The sequence below is a fragment of the Oleidesulfovibrio sp. genome (assembly GCF_047973035.1).
In the GTDB taxonomy this organism is placed as follows: domain Bacteria; phylum Desulfobacterota; class Desulfovibrionia; order Desulfovibrionales; family Desulfovibrionaceae; genus Oleidesulfovibrio.
The window spans coordinates 54,022-73,154 of record NZ_JBKEBF010000034.1; the positions used below are offsets into that span (position 1 = coordinate 54,022).

Consider the following 19,133-nt stretch of genomic DNA (forward strand, 5'->3'; position numbering starts at 1 on the left):
AGGTTATTGACGCATGGAAAATTTTGAGCTTCGCGAGTGGACTCTCGGGCAGGTTCTGGATCATGCCGTGGCTAACTGGCCCGACAATGAAGCCGTTGTCTATGTAGACCGCGACTACCGCCAGACCTACCGTGAATTCGGAAAGGTGGTTGACGACCTTGCCAAGGGCCTGATGGCTCTTGGAGTGAAACATGGTGAAAAAGTGGCCGTATGGGCCACGAACGTGCCCTACTGGGTTGCGCTACAGTTTGCCACTGCCAAAATCGGCGCTGTATTGCTAACCGTAAACACCAACTACCGTAAAAGCGAGCTGCAATACCTGCTAACCCAGTCCGAGTGCGAGAACCTGTTCATCATGGACGGGTACCGCGACCATGACTACCTGCAGACCGTGTACGACCTGATGCCCGAGCTGAAAAATCAGCCCCGCGGTAATCTGAACCTGACGGACTTCCCGCATCTTAAGCGTGTGATGTTCCTCGGGGTGGAAAAGCACCGCGGCATGTATTCCGTACCAGAGATCATCAGTCTCGGCGTGATGGTTTCTGATCAGGAATACGAAGAGCGTCAGCGTATGCTTGACCCGTATGACGTGGTCAACATGCAGTACACTTCGGGTACTACAGGGTTCCCCAAAGGGGTTATGCTGACCCATGTGGGTATCGGTCTTAACGGATACTGGATCGGGAAGAACCAGAACTTTACGTACAAGGACAGGTTGTGCCTGCCTGTTCCTCTGTTCCACTGCTTCGGTTGTGTTCTCGGCGTGCTGGCTGCAATCAACCACGGTGCCACGCTGGTCATTCTGGAAAACTTCAACCCCATGCACGTGATGGCTTCCGTCGATCAGGAAAGATGCACGGCGCTGTACGGCGTACCCACCATGTTCCTTGCCGTGCTCGAGCATAAGCTTTTCGACAAGTTCGACTTCAACTCGTTGCGTACCGGCATTATGGCAGGTTCTGTATGCCCCGAACCGCTTATGACCCGTACCATTGAGAATCTGAACATGACCGAAGTCACCATCTGCTACGGTCTTACCGAAGGCTCTCCGGTAATGACGCAGACCCTGCCCACTGACAGCTTCGAGCGCCGTACCCGGACTGTGGGTAAGGCCATGCCCGGCATCGAAGTTATGGTGGTAGACCCTGAAACCGGTGAGGAAGTACCTCACGGGCAGCAGGGCGAAGTGGTCTGCCGCGGTTACAACGTGATGAAGGGCTACTACAATATGCCCGAAGCCACGGAAAAGGCAGTGGATAAAGACGGCTGGTTGCACTCCGGCGACCTTGGCGTAATGGATGAGCACGGGTATGTACGTATCACCGGTCGCATCAAGGATATGATTATCCGCGGTGGTGAAAACATCTACCCGCGTGAGATCGAAGAATTCCTGTACGGCATGGAAGGTGTGCAGGATGTACAGGTGGTCGGCGTTCCCAGCCGCAGATACGGCGAAGAAGTGGGTGCTTTCATCATTCCGAAGGAAGGCGCAGACCTTGCCCCCGAAGATGTGCGCGACTTCTGCCGCGGGCAGATTGCATGGCATAAGGTGCCCCGCTATATTGCCTTTGTGGAAGAATATCCCATGACTGCCAGCGGTAAAATTCAGAAGTACAAGCTGCGCGAAATGTGCGCAGAACTGTTTCCTGACGTCCGCTAACGGTTTGAACGACCGATGCTGAGCGACTGATGCATGAATACGTAACGCCCCGTCACGGCTTTGTGGCGGGGCGTTTTTGTGTCTTTGGTGTATGAGTTGAACCGGTCAGAGGCTTTGTTTTTAGCACTTGCAAATTTTGCAGAACGATAGCTAAAACATATAAGACTGCGGGTAATTTTTGCGGGGACTGGTATGAAGCAATATGTGCATACGACAGGTCGGCTACAGGTTGATGTACTTGACCGTCCAACTGTTGTTTGACAACGCTGGAAGCCTTTCGCCGCGCAAGTAACTGTCAACTGCAGCTGCAACTCACCAAAACAATACGGAAAGTATAATGAACACAACCCTGCCATCCAAGTTAAGTGCGACAGCAAAGAAATGGGTAAAGCTGATACACGTCACTGCTGCGGCATTATGGGGGGGAGGATCAACATCTGTCGCCGTGGTTGTGTGTTTCTTTCATCCCAGAACCGCTGCTGAACTATACGCATTTTTCATGTGTCTTTATTATATTGATATGATTGTCATAGGTATAGGCGCTGCCGGATGCATGTTTACGGGCCTTTTCTACTCATGGAAAACGACATGGGGCTTTACTAAGCATAGATGGATTGTCGCAAAATGGCTTCTGCTTTCCATGTATGGTTTGTTTGGCCTTTTCTGGTTTTTGCCTTGGCTGGCTTCATCAATTTCCTTTGTTTCAACCCTTCCCCCTGCGCAGCCGATAGGTGAAGAGTCTGCATCGCTTGCGCTGGTGCATAGAACTTTAGTCGCAGTGCATGCTTCTTTCGTTCTGCTTTTCATGTATCTTTCCGTAAAAAAGCCGTCACTAAAGTTCGGGGCCAAGAAATAAAGCGGCTTACTCTAAAAAAAGGAAGTTGTTGCACCTTACTCCCTGAAAGGAAGCTGCATTTGATTATCTTTTGTAGAATGAGCGAGCTGTTCTCCGGCTTGGTACCAACGAAAGGCAGAAGGGGCAGGGGCTAAGAAAGGCAAAAGTAATGAAATACGGCATTAATGTTCCTGATGAGGAGCGAGGCCGGTAGTCTTCGTATTTTTTACTCCGCCATTGTTCGCTGTCGGAGTACTCGAACACAACAGAACGTAACGGCAGTAAAGCTCATGCCAAGCAAACTGCCGCTACGTTATTTGATACGTAAGTTATTCGATGGGCTGCTTTACCGCGGCAGCAGAATGACAAAACTCGCGCCCTTACCCGGTTCGGAGTGTACGGTAAAGGTACCGCCGTGGTTGCTGGTGATGATGAAGTACGAAACCGAAAGACCAAGGCCGGTGCCTTCGCCCACGCTTTTGGTGGTGAAGAAGGGTTCAAACACGCGCTTGCGGGTTTCTTCGTCCATGCCGGGGCCGTTATCGGATATTTCTATGCGTACTTTATCGCCTTGCAGGCGGGTGCGCAGAGTTATGCGCGGCGGTTCTGTGCTGTTTTTGGGCCTGTTGGGCATAGCCTGCGCGGAGTTTTTCAGCAGGTTAAGCAGCACCTGCTCAATTTCCGTAGGCGTGCATGAGATGGGCGGCAGCTCGGGGGCGTAGTCGCGTACCAGTTCGATGTGCCTGAAGTCGTACTTCTTTTTCAGGTCGTAATCATTGGCAGCCAGCTCTACGGTTTTATCAATCAGTGCGTGCATATCCGCCATCTGGCGGCGTGATTCGCTACGGCGGCTGAATTCCAGCATGTTGGAGACAATTTTTGCCGCACGGTTGCCGGATTCCTGAATACCGTCGATGAACCGCATAATTCCGCGTTTGTCCATGTACTCGCGGATGTTGTCCAGCGAGCAGCCTACTTCTTCCGCTGCTGCATGGTTTGCCTTTATATTTGGCGAAACCCGGCGGATGATGTTTTGTGAACCTTGCAGGATGCCGCCCAGCGGGTTGTTGATTTCGTGCGCCATACCGGCCGCCAGTCCGCCGACAGACATCATTTTTTCTGTCTGCACCATCATTTCTTCAATGCGTATGCGGTCTGTCACGTCATCAATACGGATAACGGCACTTTTTTCACCGCGCTCAGTCACGGGGTAAATGATGATGTCGAACATGCGGTTACGTTCACCAAGTATGATGGAACGGCGCTCAAGCGAAATTGTTTCGCCGGAGTTCAGCGACTGATGCACTTTGTCCATCATGAACGAGAACGCGGGCAGCGTATCCTCAAATGCAGTGCCGACAGCTCTGCCCGTGCTGATGCCTGTCTCTTCTTCTGCGGTGTGGTTCCACTGCAGGATGGTGCCTATGTCGCTGACGCCCACGATGAGCGACGGCATGGAGTTGAGAATATTGTCCAGCCTGTTCTTGGTCGACAGCAGTTCGCGTTCGGATTCTTTGCGGTCTGTGATGTCCGTGTGTGCGCCAGCCATACGGTAAGGCTGGTCAGAGTCACTCCACAGGGCAAGGCCGCGCCCCAGAATCCAGCGGTAGGTGCCGTCTTTATGGCGCAGACGGTATTCCACTTCAAAATAGGGCAGTTCGCGCGACAGGTATTTTTCATGGGTGCGCAGAACTATAGGCAGATCATCGGGGTGGACTCTGCCCGTCCATTCCGGAATTTCATTGGCTATTTCATGGTCCTGATAGCCGATAATTTCCTTCCAGCGCGGTGAGAAGTATACTTTGTTGGAAATAAGATCCCAGTCCCATATGCCGTCGTTTGTGCCGCCCACAACCAGAGAATAACGTTCTTCGCTGCCGCGCAGGGCTTTTTCTGCACGTTCACGCTCGGTCACTTCTTCCTGCAATTGGCTGTTCATGCGGTGCAGGGCTTTTTCACGGGCTTCAACTTTGGCGCTCATACTGGCAAAGCTGCGGGCGATGGCGGCTAGCTCTGCCTGCTGGATCGAGCTGAAATCATGATTAAAATCGCCTTTGGAAACTTTGTCGATACTGCGCATGAGCACGTCCAGCGGGCGGCGCAGGTAAATACGCAAAAGTACGCCGGTGCATAGTACGATAGCCAGCGCCATACCGCCTATGGTCAGCGCAGTGGTGGTCAGCAGCCTGCTCAAACTGCGTTTATATTCACGAAGGGAGAGTACAACCCGCACGTTGCCGATAACTTCTCCGTCATAAAAAATATCGCGTTCACGTACCAGAGTTGCACTGGGGTCGGGTGCTTTTAAGACAGAAAAAAGAGTGTGGCCTGCGGGGTCGACAATGACAACTTCGTTCACCAGATCATACTGAGTGAAAACGGTACCGATCTGTTCGATTGTGCGTGTGTCAAAGTTCCAGATGGGAACAGATAATATGTCGGCAAGCCTGGTGATGTATTCGTCTGCTTTGTTATCCAGTTCTTCAAGCGTCGTGCGAGAATGGCTGATGTATTGCAGCGAGGCCATTGTGCCCACAACGATGAGAAGCATCATGAGCAAGCTGATGGTCAGGTCGCGTGAAATGCTGCGCCCCATAAATTGCCCCGGGGCTTTCGCAAGAATATTTTTCGACGGCATCAGACGACTTCTCCACGGTTCTTGTAGGATGTGTATTACATTTTTTATCGTAACATGTATGAAAAAGAAAGGTGAAAGCCGTTATTGGTTGAGCGCATGTGTACTTCTTCGGCTTGACTAGCCTTGGCTAATGCGCAAAGAAATGCGTCTCGGGTAATAATTCGGTTCGTGTGCGGGCGCACTTAACGAATCGGTTCATTTTTGCGTATTATTTATTTTTTTGTTTTTGAGGAGCTACAATGGGCTTTTTCAGTAAGCTGAAGCGTTTTTGGGGTGGGGCAGAAGAGCCTGAAGTTAACAAACAAGCGCAGGATGAGCAGACTGCTGAATCCGGCGCTGAACAGGCTGACGACACCACAAAGGACGCGGATGATACAAAAGCGGATGCGACCGGAGACAGTGACTCGGATGCAGGTGACTCCGGCGTAACACCGCAGGACCATAAAGAAGAACCTGCGCAGGCAGAATCGCAACCCGATGGCGCCTCTGTCGCTACTGACGCGGATGAAGGTGAAACTGAACCGGAGAGCGTTGTTGCGGAAGAACCCGCAGAACATCCGGCAGGACAGCCCGCAGGACAGCCGCATAGGGTTGCAGAAGTTGTTCAGGCTCCTTCCCCTGTAGCTGCCGCACCGGTTGCACAGGCAGAAGCAGCTGCCGCGGATGTTCCCGCATGGCAAACTGAACTTACTCTTGCTTTGCGCGGTGCCGAGCCTCGTCTGAGTGTGTGGCTCGGGCATGTGCTGCAGGGAATCGAATCCGCCGGTGACGAACTGTGGGAACGTCTGGAGTTTTTCTTCAAGGCGCTGGGTGCACCCGCCGATGAAGCCAGGGCATTTGTGGATAACTTCCGCAAATGGCTGGACGACATGGAATATGAATATGTCGAAGACTTCCGGTCGGAATTGCAGTACCGCCTTGCCCTTGCTCTGGAACTGGAAGACGAAGAAGACGAACGCAACCGTCTGTTCCTGAAGCTTTCCGAAGGCCTCAGCAAAACGAAAGAACAGATAACCCGCCGGATTGACGGGCTGCTGACAACTCATAGCGAAATCAACGAAGCCTTCTGGGAAGAACTGGAAGAAATTCTCATCATGGCGGATGTGGGCTACGAGCCTGCGATGAAGCTTGTAGGCCGCCTGCGCGAGCGTGTTCGCATTGCAGGAACCAACGATCCCGCGAAGTTTAAAGAGTTGATGCGCGAAGAGCTGGAAGAGATTTTCAAGACTCCACGCCGTATTGCTGCTGTTAACCCGCCTGAAGTTGTACTTATGGTAGGGGTGAACGGTGTCGGTAAAACCACGACCATTGCAAAACTGGCTTACCGTGCCCGCTTGCAGGGTAAAAAGGTACTCATCGCAGCGGGTGATACTTTCCGTGCGGCTGCAATCGAACAGCTCAAGGTGTGGGCCGACAGAGTAGGTGCCGGTTTCCATGCAAAAGGCGCAAACTCCGACCCCGCAGCCGTGGCATTTGAGGCAATGGATATTGCGGTAAGAGACGGTTACGATATCCTTTTTGTGGATACCGCAGGACGTATTCATACAAAAGTGAACCTGATGGAAGAGCTGCAGAAAATCCGTAACGTGCTGGGTAAAAAACACCCCGGAGCGCCGCACCGTTCCATTCTGGTTATCGACGCGACCACAGGTCAGAATGCGCTTTCGCAGACCAAGCTGTTTAATGAATCCTGCAAACTGGATGAAATTGTGCTGACCAAGCTGGATGGTACCGCCAAAGGCGGTATCGTGGTGGCAGTGGCCATGCAGTTCGGCATTCCCATTACCTTTGTGGGGCTTGGTGAAGGCATGGAAGACATGCGGCCCTTTGACGGTAAGGATTTTGCTCAGGCTCTGCTGGGTTCTGACTAACTATATATTTGTCCCATCATGTACATTAAGCCGGAGGAAGCGTTGCTTTTTCCGGCTTTTTGTTTTGGAAGCGAATGACCTCTTGCTCTCATCTGTATCGGTGAAAAGTAAAGGAGTTTGGCTTTCGAGGGTACTGATTATGAGCAAGGGCAAAATCGTTCGGCGTCATACCTCTTAATGAAGAGTGAGGCCGAAATTCATATACTCAATGCGCTTATTTTCGATCTTTCTTCGTGTATTCGGTAGTGACATAAAACGGCTGGTATCCAGGCACTCATTATTCAACGCCTTTCTGTACAGAAGCTTGACTTGCTTTTATTTGGCTTAGCGGTTTTTCTAACGCTTGAGCAAATCGAGGCAATGTCACAGTAAACCATTCAGTCATTTCTGCCCAAGAATCGGATACAAATCCGTCAGCCTCTAATTTCAGTTCAATGGACACCTTGGACGATATCCGTTCCGGCCTCTCTTGCCAATCAAGACCTTCACCAAATGCTGTTTCTATTTCATTCTTACGATTTTATGCATCAGAGTATAAATCTCTTTGTTACGGGCTTTATCACTCGCATAAATCTGCAGTTCAATCCGAGCAAACTTTTGGCCAAATACAAGTTGTAAGTACATATCGGACATGACAAATGATGTACTCATCCAGTTGTCTTTTTGTGGTGTTCTGTCTTTAAAAAAAGCGATATTTTTCTGCCCCAATCTAGGCAAAACATATGCCCAAAAGTTTTGACGAATTCGACGGCGCCGTGCCTTTCCGCTCTCCTGTCGCTGTTCTTCCGCCTTCTTCTCCTGAATGCCGATCATAAAATCTTCAGATTCAGGAGTTGGGATGATCTGCTCAACATTAAGGAATTTCTCTTTACCATGAATATATGGTGTCACCTTAATGCACTTACAGGCAACACCGTACTGGGCAAGCCATAAAACAGTATTTGTAACCTCCTTTCTGAAATTAGCAGCAACAAAAATAATACGTTGTTTTTTGTTTAAAGTAAGTTCGTTATCACCTTCATTTTCTTGATATAAAAACTCTGCAATGCGCTCTTTAGCGCTTTGTTCAAGTTGCGGTGGATGTTTAGAAAGGTACTGTTCGTATACTTCAATAACTTGTAGCGATGTCATGTTTGCGCAGTATCCAGCATACTTTAGCCCCTGCCACACTACGTCACGTCCTGAATCATCAAGCTTGTTTTCTATAACAACCAAGTCGCCGTTCTTATCTAATGCCAGTAAATCAAGACGCTCCATGGTCTCGTCAAACCCATTAAATTCTTTTTGAATAATCAACAGATCTTCACCAAGAGACTTAGGGTGTTTTGCAATCCATTCTTGTAAATGCTCACGCTCTTTAATATCTAAACTTGAAAAAGTTGCCTTGTTAAGTGGTGTAATTTCGTTGGCAGTAGAATCGATTCGATACATTGAGAGCGCCTCGCATTGCGTATGTAGATGTGCGGCTTCAATCTTGAAGTAAAAATATATTTGTTGCTAATTTAGATGATTGACTAAGAAATAAGCTATTGGACAAGACGGATCAAGAGTTCAGGGGAAGGTCAAACAAAAAACGACACCGTCAAAATAACGGTGCCGTATGATATCAGAGTTCAGCCACGGTTACCCGTGTTTGCTGATATAGTGGCTTTGTAACGGCCTGACGGACACGGCGCGTCTGTAGCCTGAAAGGCGGGTAGACTCCTTGCGGCTGCGCTGCAGCTCTTCACGCAATGACTGATGCAGTTTGCGTGCTTCGCTGGTCAGCCTGCCCTGAAGGGTTTGCAGTTGCAGCAATTTTTCGCGCAACTCATCTTCCCGTACGCTATCGCGCTTTTCCCACGCCAAGGCGATAAGCCTGCCGCGCTCTTGTGCAGAAGTATCGGCGGTATCAACGTCGCCTTCTGCAAGAGCGTTCAGTTCGCCTTCGCCCAGAGTCAGGGCCTGATCAAGTAATGCAAGGCTGTCTACCATGGTGGTTACCCCTTGGACTTTTTGATGTCTTCCCTGATGAGATGGATAACTTGCTTCCACTTTTCCACTGCAGGTTGAAATTCGTATTCAAGCAGGTCTGCCAGCAGAATCCAGTCCTCATTTTCCATGACTTCAGTCATCTCGCCAAGCAGGGCGGAAATTTCTTCCACTGCTTCGTTGAAGGCCTGATGGTCCTGCAACGAAAATTCACTGCGCAGCACGCCGATCATACCAAGGAAATCGCGGATGACTTCCAGCAGATCCTGATATGTTTCCAGTGCTTCGCTGTCGTCAGCCTGACGGAACAGCTCAGCCACACGGCGGCTGCCTTCGTTCATGATCTGAACAACCTTGTACAGCTCGCGCGAGATGTTCATGGCCATTTCAGCAATAGGCACACTGCGGATTTCCACGCTGGAAATCTCGTCAGTTTCAATGTCTTCTGCCTGATGGGGGTAAATTTCCGAAAAGGCTTCGTCGTTTACCAGAACGTCGGTAACGACTCTGTTTTCAAGGAAATTCTGTTCCATTACGTTGACCAGCAATTCTTCAAGATTGGTGAAGTTATTCACCTTGATGCCGGTATCTTGTCCGTCGATAATGATCATGGGATTCTCCCTCCTCAAAAACTCTGATAGGAACAATTATCTGGGGTATGAATTTCTATTCAAAACCCGTGCCGAAATGTTTATTCTTGCTCTGCAAGGTACTGATGCCATGCGCTGGTAAGCGCCCGATACTGACTGGCAAGAGCGAGCGTAGTATCCAGATTGCTTCCGGCTTCCTGCGTTTCGCTAAGCCATAAGAATCCGAGAACATTGAACTCTGGGCTGGCGTCCCAGAGCGTCTGTACCCGTTGCCATGTGCTGAGAAAGCGTTTTTTCAGCACGTCAACAGAACGATGTCGCAGTGCATTGCCTTGCTCCTGCAGCAGGTGCAACAGGGCGTCTGTCTGTTCCAGCTCTGCAAGAGCTTTGTTGCGGGTATCTTTACTCATTTTATATTGTAGTTGCGGCATGTTCACGCTGCGTACATCTGTTGCGGTAAAATGTGCGGCGGCTGGTCGGTCAAGAAATTGACTGTAAAAATGACGCTGCATTCGTACCCATGCCGTACGGTCACTTGCGGCGTGCCCTGAAAGGGACTCAAGATTCATAAAACCGTTTTCACCCTTACGGGACACCCATACCCGGGCGTCAGTTTCTTCCGGCAGGCTTGACCATGCGCCGTTTTCCAGCCAGCGCGAGACCATGGCGTGTATCGTTCGGGGCCGGATACGCCAGCGGCAGGCGTTTTCTTGCGCGCAAGGCTTGTTAAATGCGCAGGGATGGCAGGGCATGTCCGGTTCAAGACTGCACATGCCTTCCTTGTACGGGCCCGTATCCCACGGCTGAGCTGTGGCAAGAAATATGGCCAGCACGGGCACGTTGAGCCCCGCGGCAAGGTGCATTGTGCCGGTATCATTGCTGACCAGCAGCCGCGATGCCAGAAGGGCCGCCCCCAACGAGGGAATGTCGGTTCTTCCGATAAGATTGATATGCGGTGCGGTGGTGCGCTGGGCATACCGTTCGCCCAGTTCGGCTTCGCCTTTTGCGCCCAGCAGTACAGGGCACAGTCTGTGCGTCTGCCACAGCAGGTCACCAAGGCTGGCAAAGTGTTCAACAGGCCAGCGCCTGCGGTTTTCGCTGGCTCCCAGTTGCAGCGTTACAAAGCTTGCCGGAGCTTCTGTCATCTTTCCCTGTGCCTGCAATGCTTCCACCTGTGCGCGCAGAACATTGTCCATTGCAGTGCGGATTGCTGCATCAGGTTGCTGCAGATCATAAGGGCAGTCCACGTTGCCCAGCCCCGTGGACATGCGGAAAAGATCAATCAGGTTAAACGGGCTGCATCCGCGCATGCGTGTGGAAGCCTGCAGAAATGTCGTCCACGAATCCGTGTTGTACCCGAAGCCGTCTTCATCAAGGGCAAAGCCGTTCAGCGTGGCTGCAGGGGGTGTGATATGCCGTGAAAGAAGCCGCACGCTGAGTGATGCCGTGAGGTTGATTACAGATGTAGGCGCAACAGTATTGCGCACTTCCTGCGACCATTGCCACAGCTCGCCAAGCCCGTTGTACCAGTTGTGGTCCAGCTGCGAGAGCAGGCGGGCACCGGGCAGCGGGTATACGGCATCCACATGACGCAGCATGGTTGTGGCAGGGGCGAAATTCTCCAGACACACCATACTGACACGGTGTCCCTGTGCCGCAAGTCCGGAGATGACGGGTTGCGTCTGCAGAAGATCCCCGAAGCGGGTAAGATTTATAAGCAGCGTGTTCATGTCGGTTTCCTGTCAGGATTCGGGTACTGCTGCCAGGGATGCGCATTTCGTGCCAACAGGCTGCAGCCAGAAGAGTGCCTGTATGTTGTTTGCGGGGCAGATGCTGGTGCAAAAGGCAAACAAGAAACAGGCAGCCGCACTATGCGCCTGCCTGCTGTATCGGTTGAAAAACGTCAGGTATCAGGGATTGATTCCCGCGATCATGGTTTCAGCTTGTTCACATCATCCACTTTGCCGATGACAACCATGATGTCGCCTGTTGCCAGCTGCCTGTCCGCGGGGGGAACAAATGTGTATTCCCGCTGGCCTGCATACCGTATGGCAACAACCATAACGCCGGATTCGTTGCTGAGCTTAAGATCGAGCAGAGTTTTACCGGCCCACTGGTCCACAACAAGCTCCTGCAGCAACACGCCGCCACCCAGCGGCAGCAGGTCAAGCATGCCCGGGTTTGAAAGCCTGTGCGCTAGCTGGGTCGCCACGTCGTTCTCCGGTTGAATCACGTGGTCAACGCCAAGCCTTGTCAGCACCTTGCGGTGCTCATTGCTTACGGCCTTAACATATATCTTTTTGGCGCCGACTTCCTGAAGGTTCAGAGTAACCAGAATGGAAGATTCCATGGAGCCGCCTACGCTGACAACAACGGCGTCAAGGTCTTGAAAGCGGAGCTGTTGCAATACGCCGATGTCCGTGGCTTCGGCTGTGTATACGTGGCTCAGCGAATCCTGCACCTGTCGTACGCGTGATTCAGACCGGTCCAGAGCTACCACCCCGTGCCCGAGTTTTGTAAGGGTCTGGGCCAGAGGCAGGCCGAATTTGCCCAATCCTATGATGCCGATTTCCAGCTTGTTCTGCATGATAAGAGCCTCCTAACCTATGGGCAGCTGGGTTTCCGGCCAGCGGTATTTGGGTTCGTTTTGGAATCGTTGTAAGGCCGTAAGTAGCCAGATGGGGCCGATACGCCCGACAAACATCAGAAAGGTGATGATAAGTTTGCCGGCAGGGGTCAGGTCTGCCGTTAAGCCGGTACTTAGTCCTACAGTTGCAAAAGCCGAGATTGCTTCGAACAGCAGTTCAAGGAACATCCCTTTGTCTTTTGCCAGCGCTCCGCCTGAAGATTCCGTAATTGAAAGAGCCAGCGTGGCTCCGGCAACCGTGAGTACGGCAAAAATAAAAAGCGTCAGCGCTTTGTTCATGGTGGCGTCGTCCAGAGCTCTGCCGCGCAGAACAACCTGTCTGCGGCCCATGAGCTGCGCAGTGACAAACGCGCCCAGCGCACGCAGCGTGGTTGTTTTTATACCGCCTGCGCACGACCCCGGAGAGCCGCCCACAAACATGAGAAACAGCATGATAAGCAGCGACACGTTTGCCATACTGCCTATGTCCACGGTGTTGAATCCTGCTGTCCGTGCTGTGACTGATTGAAATAGGGCATGCAGTGTGCGGGTGAAGATGTCAGCAGAGCCGCCGCTGTGCAATTCTGTCAGAAGCAGACACGCCGCACCGCCGAAGATAAGCCAGAAACTTGTCCGCAGTACGATGCGGGTGTGGCGGCTGAGTGATTTGATTTCGCCCCGCAGGCGCAGCAGACATTCTTCCAGCACGGAAAAGCCCAGCCCCCCCAGAATGATAAGCAGCATGAAGACAACGTTGACACCGGCATTGTTGTGCCAGCGCATCAGGCTGTCTGAAAAGAGGGCAAAACCTGCATTGCAGAACGCTGAGATGGAGTGAAACACCGCATAGAAAAACGGCATATCGTGCGGCAGCAGCACCATGAGAGCCGCCGCTCCGGCAAGCTCGATACACAGCGTGAAGATAATCATGTGCAGCAGAAAACGGCCGAGATCAAAGGACGGATCGTGCAGCAAGACCTGCCCCACTGCGGTTTTGTCTGTCAGGGATACGCGGCGGCGCAGCAAAAAAAATATCAGGCTTGAATACGTCATGATGCCGAGCCCGCCCAACTGGATAAGGCTGACCAGCACTGTCCGGCCCAAGGTGGAAAAGGTGGAGGGGGTATCTACAACCGCAAGCCCCGTGACGCACACTGCGGATGTCGCGGTGAACAGGGCGTCCACAAAACTTAAAGAAACGCCGTTCAGGCTGGGTTCCAGCCTCAGCAGTAAAGCACCGGCCAGAATGACAAGGCCGAATGCGTATACCGGTAGCCAGAACGGAGACAGAAATTTTTGACGCATGTTTCGGCATATACGCCTGCAGATGGGTTACGGCAAGTGTAAGTATGTGCAGGCAACAATACTATAGTTCGTGCGGGAGAACAGCGTGCTGCAATTGCCGCCGGAGGCAGCCTGCGGGGGGCTGTGAGAATTTCAATCGTGTATTGAAGCGGAATGATTTCATGCATCTTCTTGCTTTCGGCTGCATGGTGCACTACCTTTTACAGCGGTCCGCAGTCTTTTTATGGAGCGGACAGGTTGTTAGCGGATTAGCCTGACACAATTCAGATGCAGGCTGCACATATCACGGCGGGTAAAAGCGCGCCGCAGTCAGTGGAGGATTTGCAATGGATGTAAGATTTCAAAGAGGTCCCTCCGGCGAATGGAAGGCCAATGTGGTTCTTGCTTTTGCCTTTAAGGGAGAAGATATACGCACGCAGGCCAAGGCTCTTATTGACGTAGCCCCATGGCTGGATATTGCTCCGGCACTGAACGATTTCAAGGGCGAAGCCGGTGAAATCGGCCTTTTGTACGGACATCCCAAGATTGCCATTCCCCGCATTATTTTGTGCGGCCTTGGCGGGCGCGATTCGTACACCGTGGACACTCTGCGCAAGAGCGTTTCTGCCGCTATGCAGAAGTGCCGCGAACTGAAGCTGGAAAACATAGGCATTGATGTGGAAACACTCTCCGGCCTGCCCGGCGAAGCTGCCCGCAACGTGGAAGAAGCTGTTGTGGCTGCTATTCTGCCTATGTATACGTATGAACGCTTCCGTACCACCCGCAAGGAGCCGCTGTTCACCCCGTCGTGGATCAGCCTGTTCTTTGCAGGTGATATCGACAGCGAGCTGCGGGATGCCGCCCGCAGGGGCGAATCTGCCGCAGCAGGTATCTACCTGACCCGTGACCTTGTTAACGGCCCTGCAAACCTTGTGACTCCTTCTTTTCTTGAAGAGCAGGCTGGCAAGCTGGCAGCCAGATACGGCTTTACCGTACGGGTGCTGAACCGCGAAGAAATCGCACGTGAAGGTATGGGCGCTTTCGAGTCTGTTTTTAAGGGTGCTGTGGAAGATGCGCGTCTTATCGCCATTGAACATTGCCCCAAAGGCAGAAGCGGCGATAAGCCCGTGGTGTTTGTCGGTAAAGGTGTTACCTTTGATACCGGCGGCATCAGCTTGAAGCCCTCTGCCAATATGGGCGATATGAAAAGCGACATGGGCGGCGCAGGCGCAATTTTCGGCTTATTTGAAGCCATCGGTCAGATGGGTGGACAGGCAGCCGTCGACCGCAGGATTATCGGCGTGATGCCCTGCACCGAAAATATGCCCGATGGTCAGGCAACCCGTCCCGGTGACGTGGTTAAGTCGCTTTCAGGCCAGACAATTGAAATTATCAACACTGATGCCGAAGGCCGTCTGATTCTGTGCGATGCCATGACCTGGGCACAGCGTGAATACGACCCCGCTCTGATGGTGGACCTTGCCACTCTGACAGGTGCCTGCCTGATTGCGCTTGGTAATGATGTTGCCGCGGTGTTTGCCACCGACGAAGTGCTTTCCGATACCATCCGCAAAGAAGGCGAAACCGTAGGCGATCTTTATTGGCCTTTGCCGTTGTGGGACAGGTACTTTGAAGATCTGAAGAGCGATGTCGCCGACATGAAGAACGTGGGCGGACGCGAAGGTGGCACCATCAACGCCGCACTGTTCCTTAAACAGTTTGTGGATGAAGGCCGCCGCTGGGCGCATCTTGATATTGCCGGACCTACGTTCCGCAGCAAAAAGAGCCCGTTGTCTCCCTTCGGGGCAACCGGATTTGCAGTGCGCACCTTACTGCAGCTGGCCTTGAACGGTGTGGAAGACGTGAAATAGTCTGCCGGACAATGGTTATAATATGAAAGGGCAGCCTTATGGCTGCCCTTTTTTTACGTGTGTTGGAAAATGGTCGGGAACAAAGAATCGCTGTACCCGTGTCGGAGTGCTGCAAGGCGCGTTTCTAATGACGGTGCGCGGGATGCTATCAGGCAATAAGAACCTGCGGTATGAGGTCTTCAATATTACCGCTGATGACTTTGTTGCGTCCCTGTTCCTTTGCAATGTACAGCTTCTGGTCTGCCATGCGGATATGAAATTCGGGGCTTTCCGTGAGTGTGCATTCCTGTACGCCAAGGCTCAGGGTGAGGTCTATGGGCATGCCGTAATAGTTCACCGGTGAACTTTCAGCAGTGGCGCGTAACTTTTCGGCAAGATTCTGCGCACCTTGTTCATCGGTTTCCGGAAGAATAAACAGAAACTCTTCACCGCCCCAACGACAGATGATGTCTTGCCCGCGCATGGTGTTCCGGAACATTTCGGCAAGGTTGTGCAACACATGGTCACCGCACTGATGTCCGAAACAGTCGTTTACCGATTTAAAGTGATCTACGTCGCATATGATTACTGAAAACGGCTTTCCGGAACGTGTGGCGCGGGCTCGTTCTTCGTTAAGGCGGTCGTATATGCCGCGCCTGTTCAGCAATCCTGTGAGAGGATCTGTGCAGGCACATTGCTCCATTTCTTTAGTAAGGTGCACAAGCAACTTTTGCGTCCGTGCGCGGGAATACTCTCCCAGCGCGGAAAACAGACAAAGTGCCAGAAATGCAGTTGACACACGAAGCATGTAGGAAAAGCTGACAGCTCCTTCTGACGTAGTTGCTCCTGTGAAGGGCATCCAGAGGAGTAGCGCTGTGAAGAGAATGCTGATGGTAATTAAAGACCGTTTCATGCCGAATGTAAAAAATACGGCCGGAGGAAGAGCGAACAACCATAACGCATAGGTTATCTGATCTCCCATATGCCATATAAGTACCATCCCCATGACCACAGTAAACAGCAGTGTGATGTTACTTACAGTCTTGAGATTGCCTGTAGCGTTCAGAAAGAAATATAACGTGCAGTATAATGCAGATGCGCACCATAGAGTTACGTACATTATTTCCATATGCTCAGACTGTTTTAGTACTGCCATTAGCGCACTGATAAAAGTGCTGAGCAGCAAAAAACCGTTAAGCATATATGTGCGGCGAATTACTTCAGGATCACTGTTCACGGCAGTGCCGCTGTGCAGTGTTTTGTGGAGTAATGTACGTAACTGGTTTTTCAAAGCCTTTTCCGTAAGCGTGTGTTGCGTGTCAAAATGGCGCACAAGGTGCGTAATATACGCGTGCTGTATTAAGCGCAGATCTGTTAGCACATAAAATGAGTGGTGGCTATAGGGCAATCTAACGTTATAGTAAAAAACAAAGAAGACATTGCAGCAAGGCAAAGCAGACATCGGGGTATGATAGATCATGGCTTGTGTTGTTCTATAATTTCAACAGTATGGGCGCCTGCGTCTGCTTGCGTATACTATTGCTGGTGACGTTATGCTGATACTTCTTTTTTTGCACAACGGGTTGTTTACGTTATTTCATGTTGCATGTGGCTTTTTTCCATTGACAAGGAAGCTCAGTGGCTCTAATAAGTGCACCCTGCCTGAACAGGGTGGCGGTCCGGGGTGTTTTTTGCTGTGCAAAAAAATGCTATGACTGCATTGGTGGTGGCTGGGGTACGCCTGTATGGGGCGACCTGTTTCAGTAACAATTAAACGGGGTCTTTATGAGGATTGAAGATTGGCACGTAAGCATACTTTGCAGCGGTGGAGTGCTGAAGACTCTGCCGAGCTCTACGGCATCCGCAACTGGGGTGCTGGGTATTTCGATGTCTCCTCTGACGGAGATGTTGTCGTGTACCCTTTCGGGAGGTCGCATAACCTGAATGTAAGCGTTCCGGATATCATCCGGGGCATGAAAGAGCGCGGGCTTGATATGCCTGTGCTGCTTCGTATCGAGAATATTCTCGAATCCCGCATCTCCCTTCTCCACAAATCCTTTCGCAACGCTATCGAGTCGCTCGGCTACAAGGGCGAATACCGTGGCGTGTTTCCAATTAAGGTTAACCAGCAGCAACAGGTTATCGAAAAGATCGCCACCTACGGCTCCATGTACCACCATGGTCTGGAAGTAGGTTCAAAAGCAGAGCTTATCGCTGCCATTTCGCAGGCGCAGGACAAAGAGGCCTGCATCGTCTGCAACGGCTACAAAGACGAAGAGTTCATTGATCTGGGCCTGAATGCTGTACGCATGGGGTTCAAGTGCTTTTTTGTGCTTGAAATGCCGCGCGAACTTGACCTTATCCTGCAACGTTCCAACGTGATGGGCGTACGGCCGCTTATCGGTACCCGTGTGAAGCTTGCCAGCAAGGCAGGCGGACACTGGAGCGATTCCGGCGGCGAGCTTTCCACCTTTGGCCTGACCACAGCTCAGATAATGAACGTACTGGACAGACTGAAAAGCGAAGACATGCTCGACTGCTTCCAGCTGCTGCACTATCACTTAGGTTCGCAGGTCCCCAATATCCGCGATATCCGAAGTGCCGTTGTCGAAGCTACCCGCGTATACGCCGGTCTGGTTTCCGAAGGCGCGGCTATGGGATATCTTGATCTTGGTGGCGGCCTTGCTGTCGATTATGACGGCTCGCACACCAACTTTGTATCCAGTCGTAACTATACGCAGGATGAGTACTGCACCGACATCGTGGAAGCCGTAATGTCCATTCTGGATGAGACCGGCGTCCCGCATCCGCATATTGTTACGGAGTCGGGCCGTGCTACTGTGGCGTACTATTCCATGCTGCTGTTCAACATCCTTGATGTCAGCGGTGCGGAGGCTTTTCCTGACGGTCTGCCCGAATCGCTTGATGAGAGCGAACCGGAAATGATCCGTAATCTTTTTGAGGCGTTCAAAGGCCTGAACCTGCGTAATCTGCAGGAGGCCTACAACGATGCACTGTTCTACCGTGATGAAATCCGCCGCGGATTTCTGGACGGGCGGATCAGCTTGCGTCAGCGCACTCTGGGTGAACGGATTTTCTGGGCGCTTATGCGGCGTGTGGCAGAGCAGAAAGACAAGCTGCGCCATGTTCCTAAAGAACTTGCTGAGATCGACCGCGTTCTGGCGGACGTTTACTACGGCAACTTCAGCGTGTTTCAGTCGCTGCCCGATTCATGGGCTATTGAGCAGCTGTTTCCCATTATGCCTGTACATAGGCTCAAGGAGTTTCCCGACCGTCCGGCCATTCTGTCTGACATCACGTGCGACAGCGACGGACGCATCGACCGCTTCATCGACCCGCAGGGTGTGCGCAACACCATCGACCTGCATCCGTTGAACGGTGAGGAATACTACCTCGGGGCGTTTCTGGTGGGAGCATATCAGGAAACTCTGGGCGACCTGCACAACCTTCTGGGCGACACCAACGTGGTCAGCATCCGCGTGGAAGAAGACGGCAACATTGAATACCGGCGTGAACTGTTGGGCGATTCGGTGGCTGACGTGCTTTCCAATGTGGAATACGACCCGCGTCGCATTATGGAACAGTTGCGCGATACGGCGGAACAAGCTGTCCGCGAAGGGCGTATTACGCCTTCTGAGCGGTACAGCATTTTGCAGGCTTACGAAAACGGCCTGCGCGGATATACCTATTTCGAACGCTAACAGCGTGCTATAAAATTTTCTTGCAGACTGTATAAAAAGCGCAAGATACAAAACTGCTGAAAAAGTATACTGTGCAGTGTATT

The 19,133-nt window shown here is 51.8% G+C and carries 14 protein-coding genes; 5 read left to right on the forward strand and 9 right to left on the reverse strand.

The window, feature by feature from the left end:
* Positions 1 to 13: 13 nt before the first annotated feature.
* Positions 14 to 1,663, forward strand: a complete 1,650-nt coding sequence (locus ACK5LI_RS10990; RefSeq protein WP_416949204.1) for an AMP-binding protein — start codon at positions 14 to 16, stop codon at positions 1,661 to 1,663.
* 337 nt (positions 1,664 to 2,000) lie between these two features.
* Positions 2,001 to 2,519 carry a hypothetical protein gene (locus tag ACK5LI_RS10995; RefSeq protein WP_416949206.1) on the forward strand — a complete coding sequence of 173 codons (519 nt, stop codon included), beginning with the start codon at positions 2,001 to 2,003 and terminating at the stop codon, positions 2,517 to 2,519.
* A gap of 325 nt (positions 2,520 to 2,844) precedes the next feature.
* On the opposite strand, the gene ACK5LI_RS11000 is transcribed toward ACK5LI_RS10995, so the two are convergent.
* Complete coding sequence (locus ACK5LI_RS11000) at positions 2,845 to 5,136, reverse strand: ATP-binding protein (RefSeq protein ID WP_416949208.1); 2,292 nt, start codon at positions 5,134 to 5,136, stop codon at positions 2,845 to 2,847.
* Positions 5,137 to 5,375: 239 nt separating this feature from the next.
* On the opposite strand from ACK5LI_RS11000, the gene ftsY reads away from it, so the two are divergent.
* Positions 5,376 to 7,007, forward strand: coding sequence for a signal recognition particle-docking protein FtsY (gene ftsY / locus ACK5LI_RS11005; RefSeq protein WP_416949210.1), 1,632 nt, complete (start codon positions 5,376 to 5,378; stop codon positions 7,005 to 7,007).
* A gap of 277 nt (positions 7,008 to 7,284) precedes the next feature.
* Here the strand turns inward: ftsY and ACK5LI_RS11010 are convergent, their stop codons facing one another.
* From ACK5LI_RS11010 to ACK5LI_RS11040, 7 genes are all read right to left on the reverse strand, one after another.
* Positions 7,285 to 7,512 carry a hypothetical protein gene (locus ACK5LI_RS11010; protein ID WP_416949312.1) on the reverse strand — a complete coding sequence of 76 codons (228 nt, stop codon included), beginning with the start codon at positions 7,510 to 7,512 and terminating at the stop codon, positions 7,285 to 7,287.
* The gene (locus tag ACK5LI_RS11015) at positions 7,509 to 8,438 is read right to left on the reverse strand and encodes a DUF4268 domain-containing protein (protein ID WP_416949212.1); all 930 of its coding nucleotides are present in this window, start codon (positions 8,436 to 8,438) and stop codon (positions 7,509 to 7,511) included. Before ACK5LI_RS11015 ends, ACK5LI_RS11010 begins: the two co-directional genes overlap by 4 nt.
* Positions 8,439 to 8,630: 192 nt before the next feature.
* Positions 8,631 to 8,981, reverse strand: coding sequence for a hypothetical protein (locus ACK5LI_RS11020; protein WP_416949215.1), 351 nt, complete (start codon positions 8,979 to 8,981; stop codon positions 8,631 to 8,633).
* A gap of 5 nt (positions 8,982 to 8,986) precedes the next feature.
* Positions 8,987 to 9,589 carry a hypothetical protein gene (locus tag ACK5LI_RS11025; RefSeq protein WP_416949217.1) on the reverse strand — a complete coding sequence of 201 codons (603 nt, stop codon included), beginning with the start codon at positions 9,587 to 9,589 and terminating at the stop codon, positions 8,987 to 8,989.
* Between the two features lie 80 nt (positions 9,590 to 9,669).
* Positions 9,670 to 11,298, reverse strand: coding sequence for a glycosyltransferase family 9 protein (locus ACK5LI_RS11030; protein WP_416949219.1), 1,629 nt, complete (start codon positions 11,296 to 11,298; stop codon positions 9,670 to 9,672).
* A gap of 200 nt (positions 11,299 to 11,498) precedes the next feature.
* Positions 11,499 to 12,155, reverse strand: coding sequence for a potassium channel family protein (locus tag ACK5LI_RS11035; RefSeq protein WP_416949221.1), 657 nt, complete (start codon positions 12,153 to 12,155; stop codon positions 11,499 to 11,501).
* A 12-nt stretch (positions 12,156 to 12,167) separates the two neighbouring features.
* Positions 12,168 to 13,499, reverse strand: coding sequence for a TrkH family potassium uptake protein (locus ACK5LI_RS11040; RefSeq protein ID WP_416949223.1), 1,332 nt, complete (start codon positions 13,497 to 13,499; stop codon positions 12,168 to 12,170).
* Positions 13,500 to 13,825: 326 nt separating this feature from the next.
* Between ACK5LI_RS11040 and ACK5LI_RS11045 the strand changes: the two genes are divergently transcribed.
* Positions 13,826 to 15,349, forward strand: a complete 1,524-nt coding sequence (locus tag ACK5LI_RS11045; RefSeq protein WP_416949225.1) for a leucyl aminopeptidase — start codon at positions 13,826 to 13,828, stop codon at positions 15,347 to 15,349.
* Positions 15,350 to 15,497: 148 nt separating this feature from the next.
* Here ACK5LI_RS11045 and ACK5LI_RS11050 read toward each other — a convergent pair whose 3' ends face one another.
* Entirely contained in the window at positions 15,498 to 16,619 is a 1,122-nt protein-coding gene (locus ACK5LI_RS11050; protein WP_416949227.1) for a GGDEF domain-containing protein, read from the reverse strand.
* A gap of 508 nt (positions 16,620 to 17,127) precedes the next feature.
* Here ACK5LI_RS11050 and speA point away from each other — a divergent pair.
* Entirely contained in the window at positions 17,128 to 19,050 is a 1,923-nt protein-coding gene (speA, locus tag ACK5LI_RS11055; protein ID WP_416949229.1) for a biosynthetic arginine decarboxylase, read from the forward strand.
* The last annotated feature ends 83 nt before the right edge of the window (positions 19,051 to 19,133 follow it).

Excerpts from the sequence above, each read along its gene's own strand:
- ACK5LI_RS11040 (WP_416949223.1), bottom strand. The coding sequence starts at position 13,499 with ATGCGTCAAAAATTTCTGTCTCCGTTCTGGCTACCGGTATACGCATTC.
- ACK5LI_RS11045 (WP_416949225.1), top strand. The coding sequence starts at position 13,826 with ATGGATGTAAGATTTCAAAGAGGTCCCTCCGGCGAATGGAAGGCCAAT.
- ACK5LI_RS11035 (WP_416949221.1), bottom strand. The coding sequence starts at position 12,155 with ATGCAGAACAAGCTGGAAATCGGCATCATAGGATTGGGCAAATTCGGC.
- ftsY (WP_416949210.1), top strand. The coding sequence starts at position 5,376 with ATGGGCTTTTTCAGTAAGCTGAAGCGTTTTTGGGGTGGGGCAGAAGAG.
- ACK5LI_RS11020 (WP_416949215.1), bottom strand. The coding sequence starts at position 8,981 with ATGGTAGACAGCCTTGCATTACTTGATCAGGCCCTGACTCTGGGCGAA.
- ACK5LI_RS10990 (WP_416949204.1), top strand. The coding sequence starts at position 14 with ATGGAAAATTTTGAGCTTCGCGAGTGGACTCTCGGGCAGGTTCTGGAT.
- ACK5LI_RS10995 (WP_416949206.1), top strand. The coding sequence starts at position 2,001 with ATGAACACAACCCTGCCATCCAAGTTAAGTGCGACAGCAAAGAAATGG.
- ACK5LI_RS11030 (WP_416949219.1), bottom strand. The coding sequence starts at position 11,298 with ATGAACACGCTGCTTATAAATCTTACCCGCTTCGGGGATCTTCTGCAG.
- ACK5LI_RS11000 (WP_416949208.1), bottom strand. The coding sequence starts at position 5,136 with ATGCCGTCGAAAAATATTCTTGCGAAAGCCCCGGGGCAATTTATGGGG.
- ACK5LI_RS11025 (WP_416949217.1), bottom strand. The coding sequence starts at position 9,589 with ATGATCATTATCGACGGACAAGATACCGGCATCAAGGTGAATAACTTC.
- ACK5LI_RS11015 (WP_416949212.1), bottom strand. The coding sequence starts at position 8,438 with ATGTATCGAATCGATTCTACTGCCAACGAAATTACACCACTTAACAAG.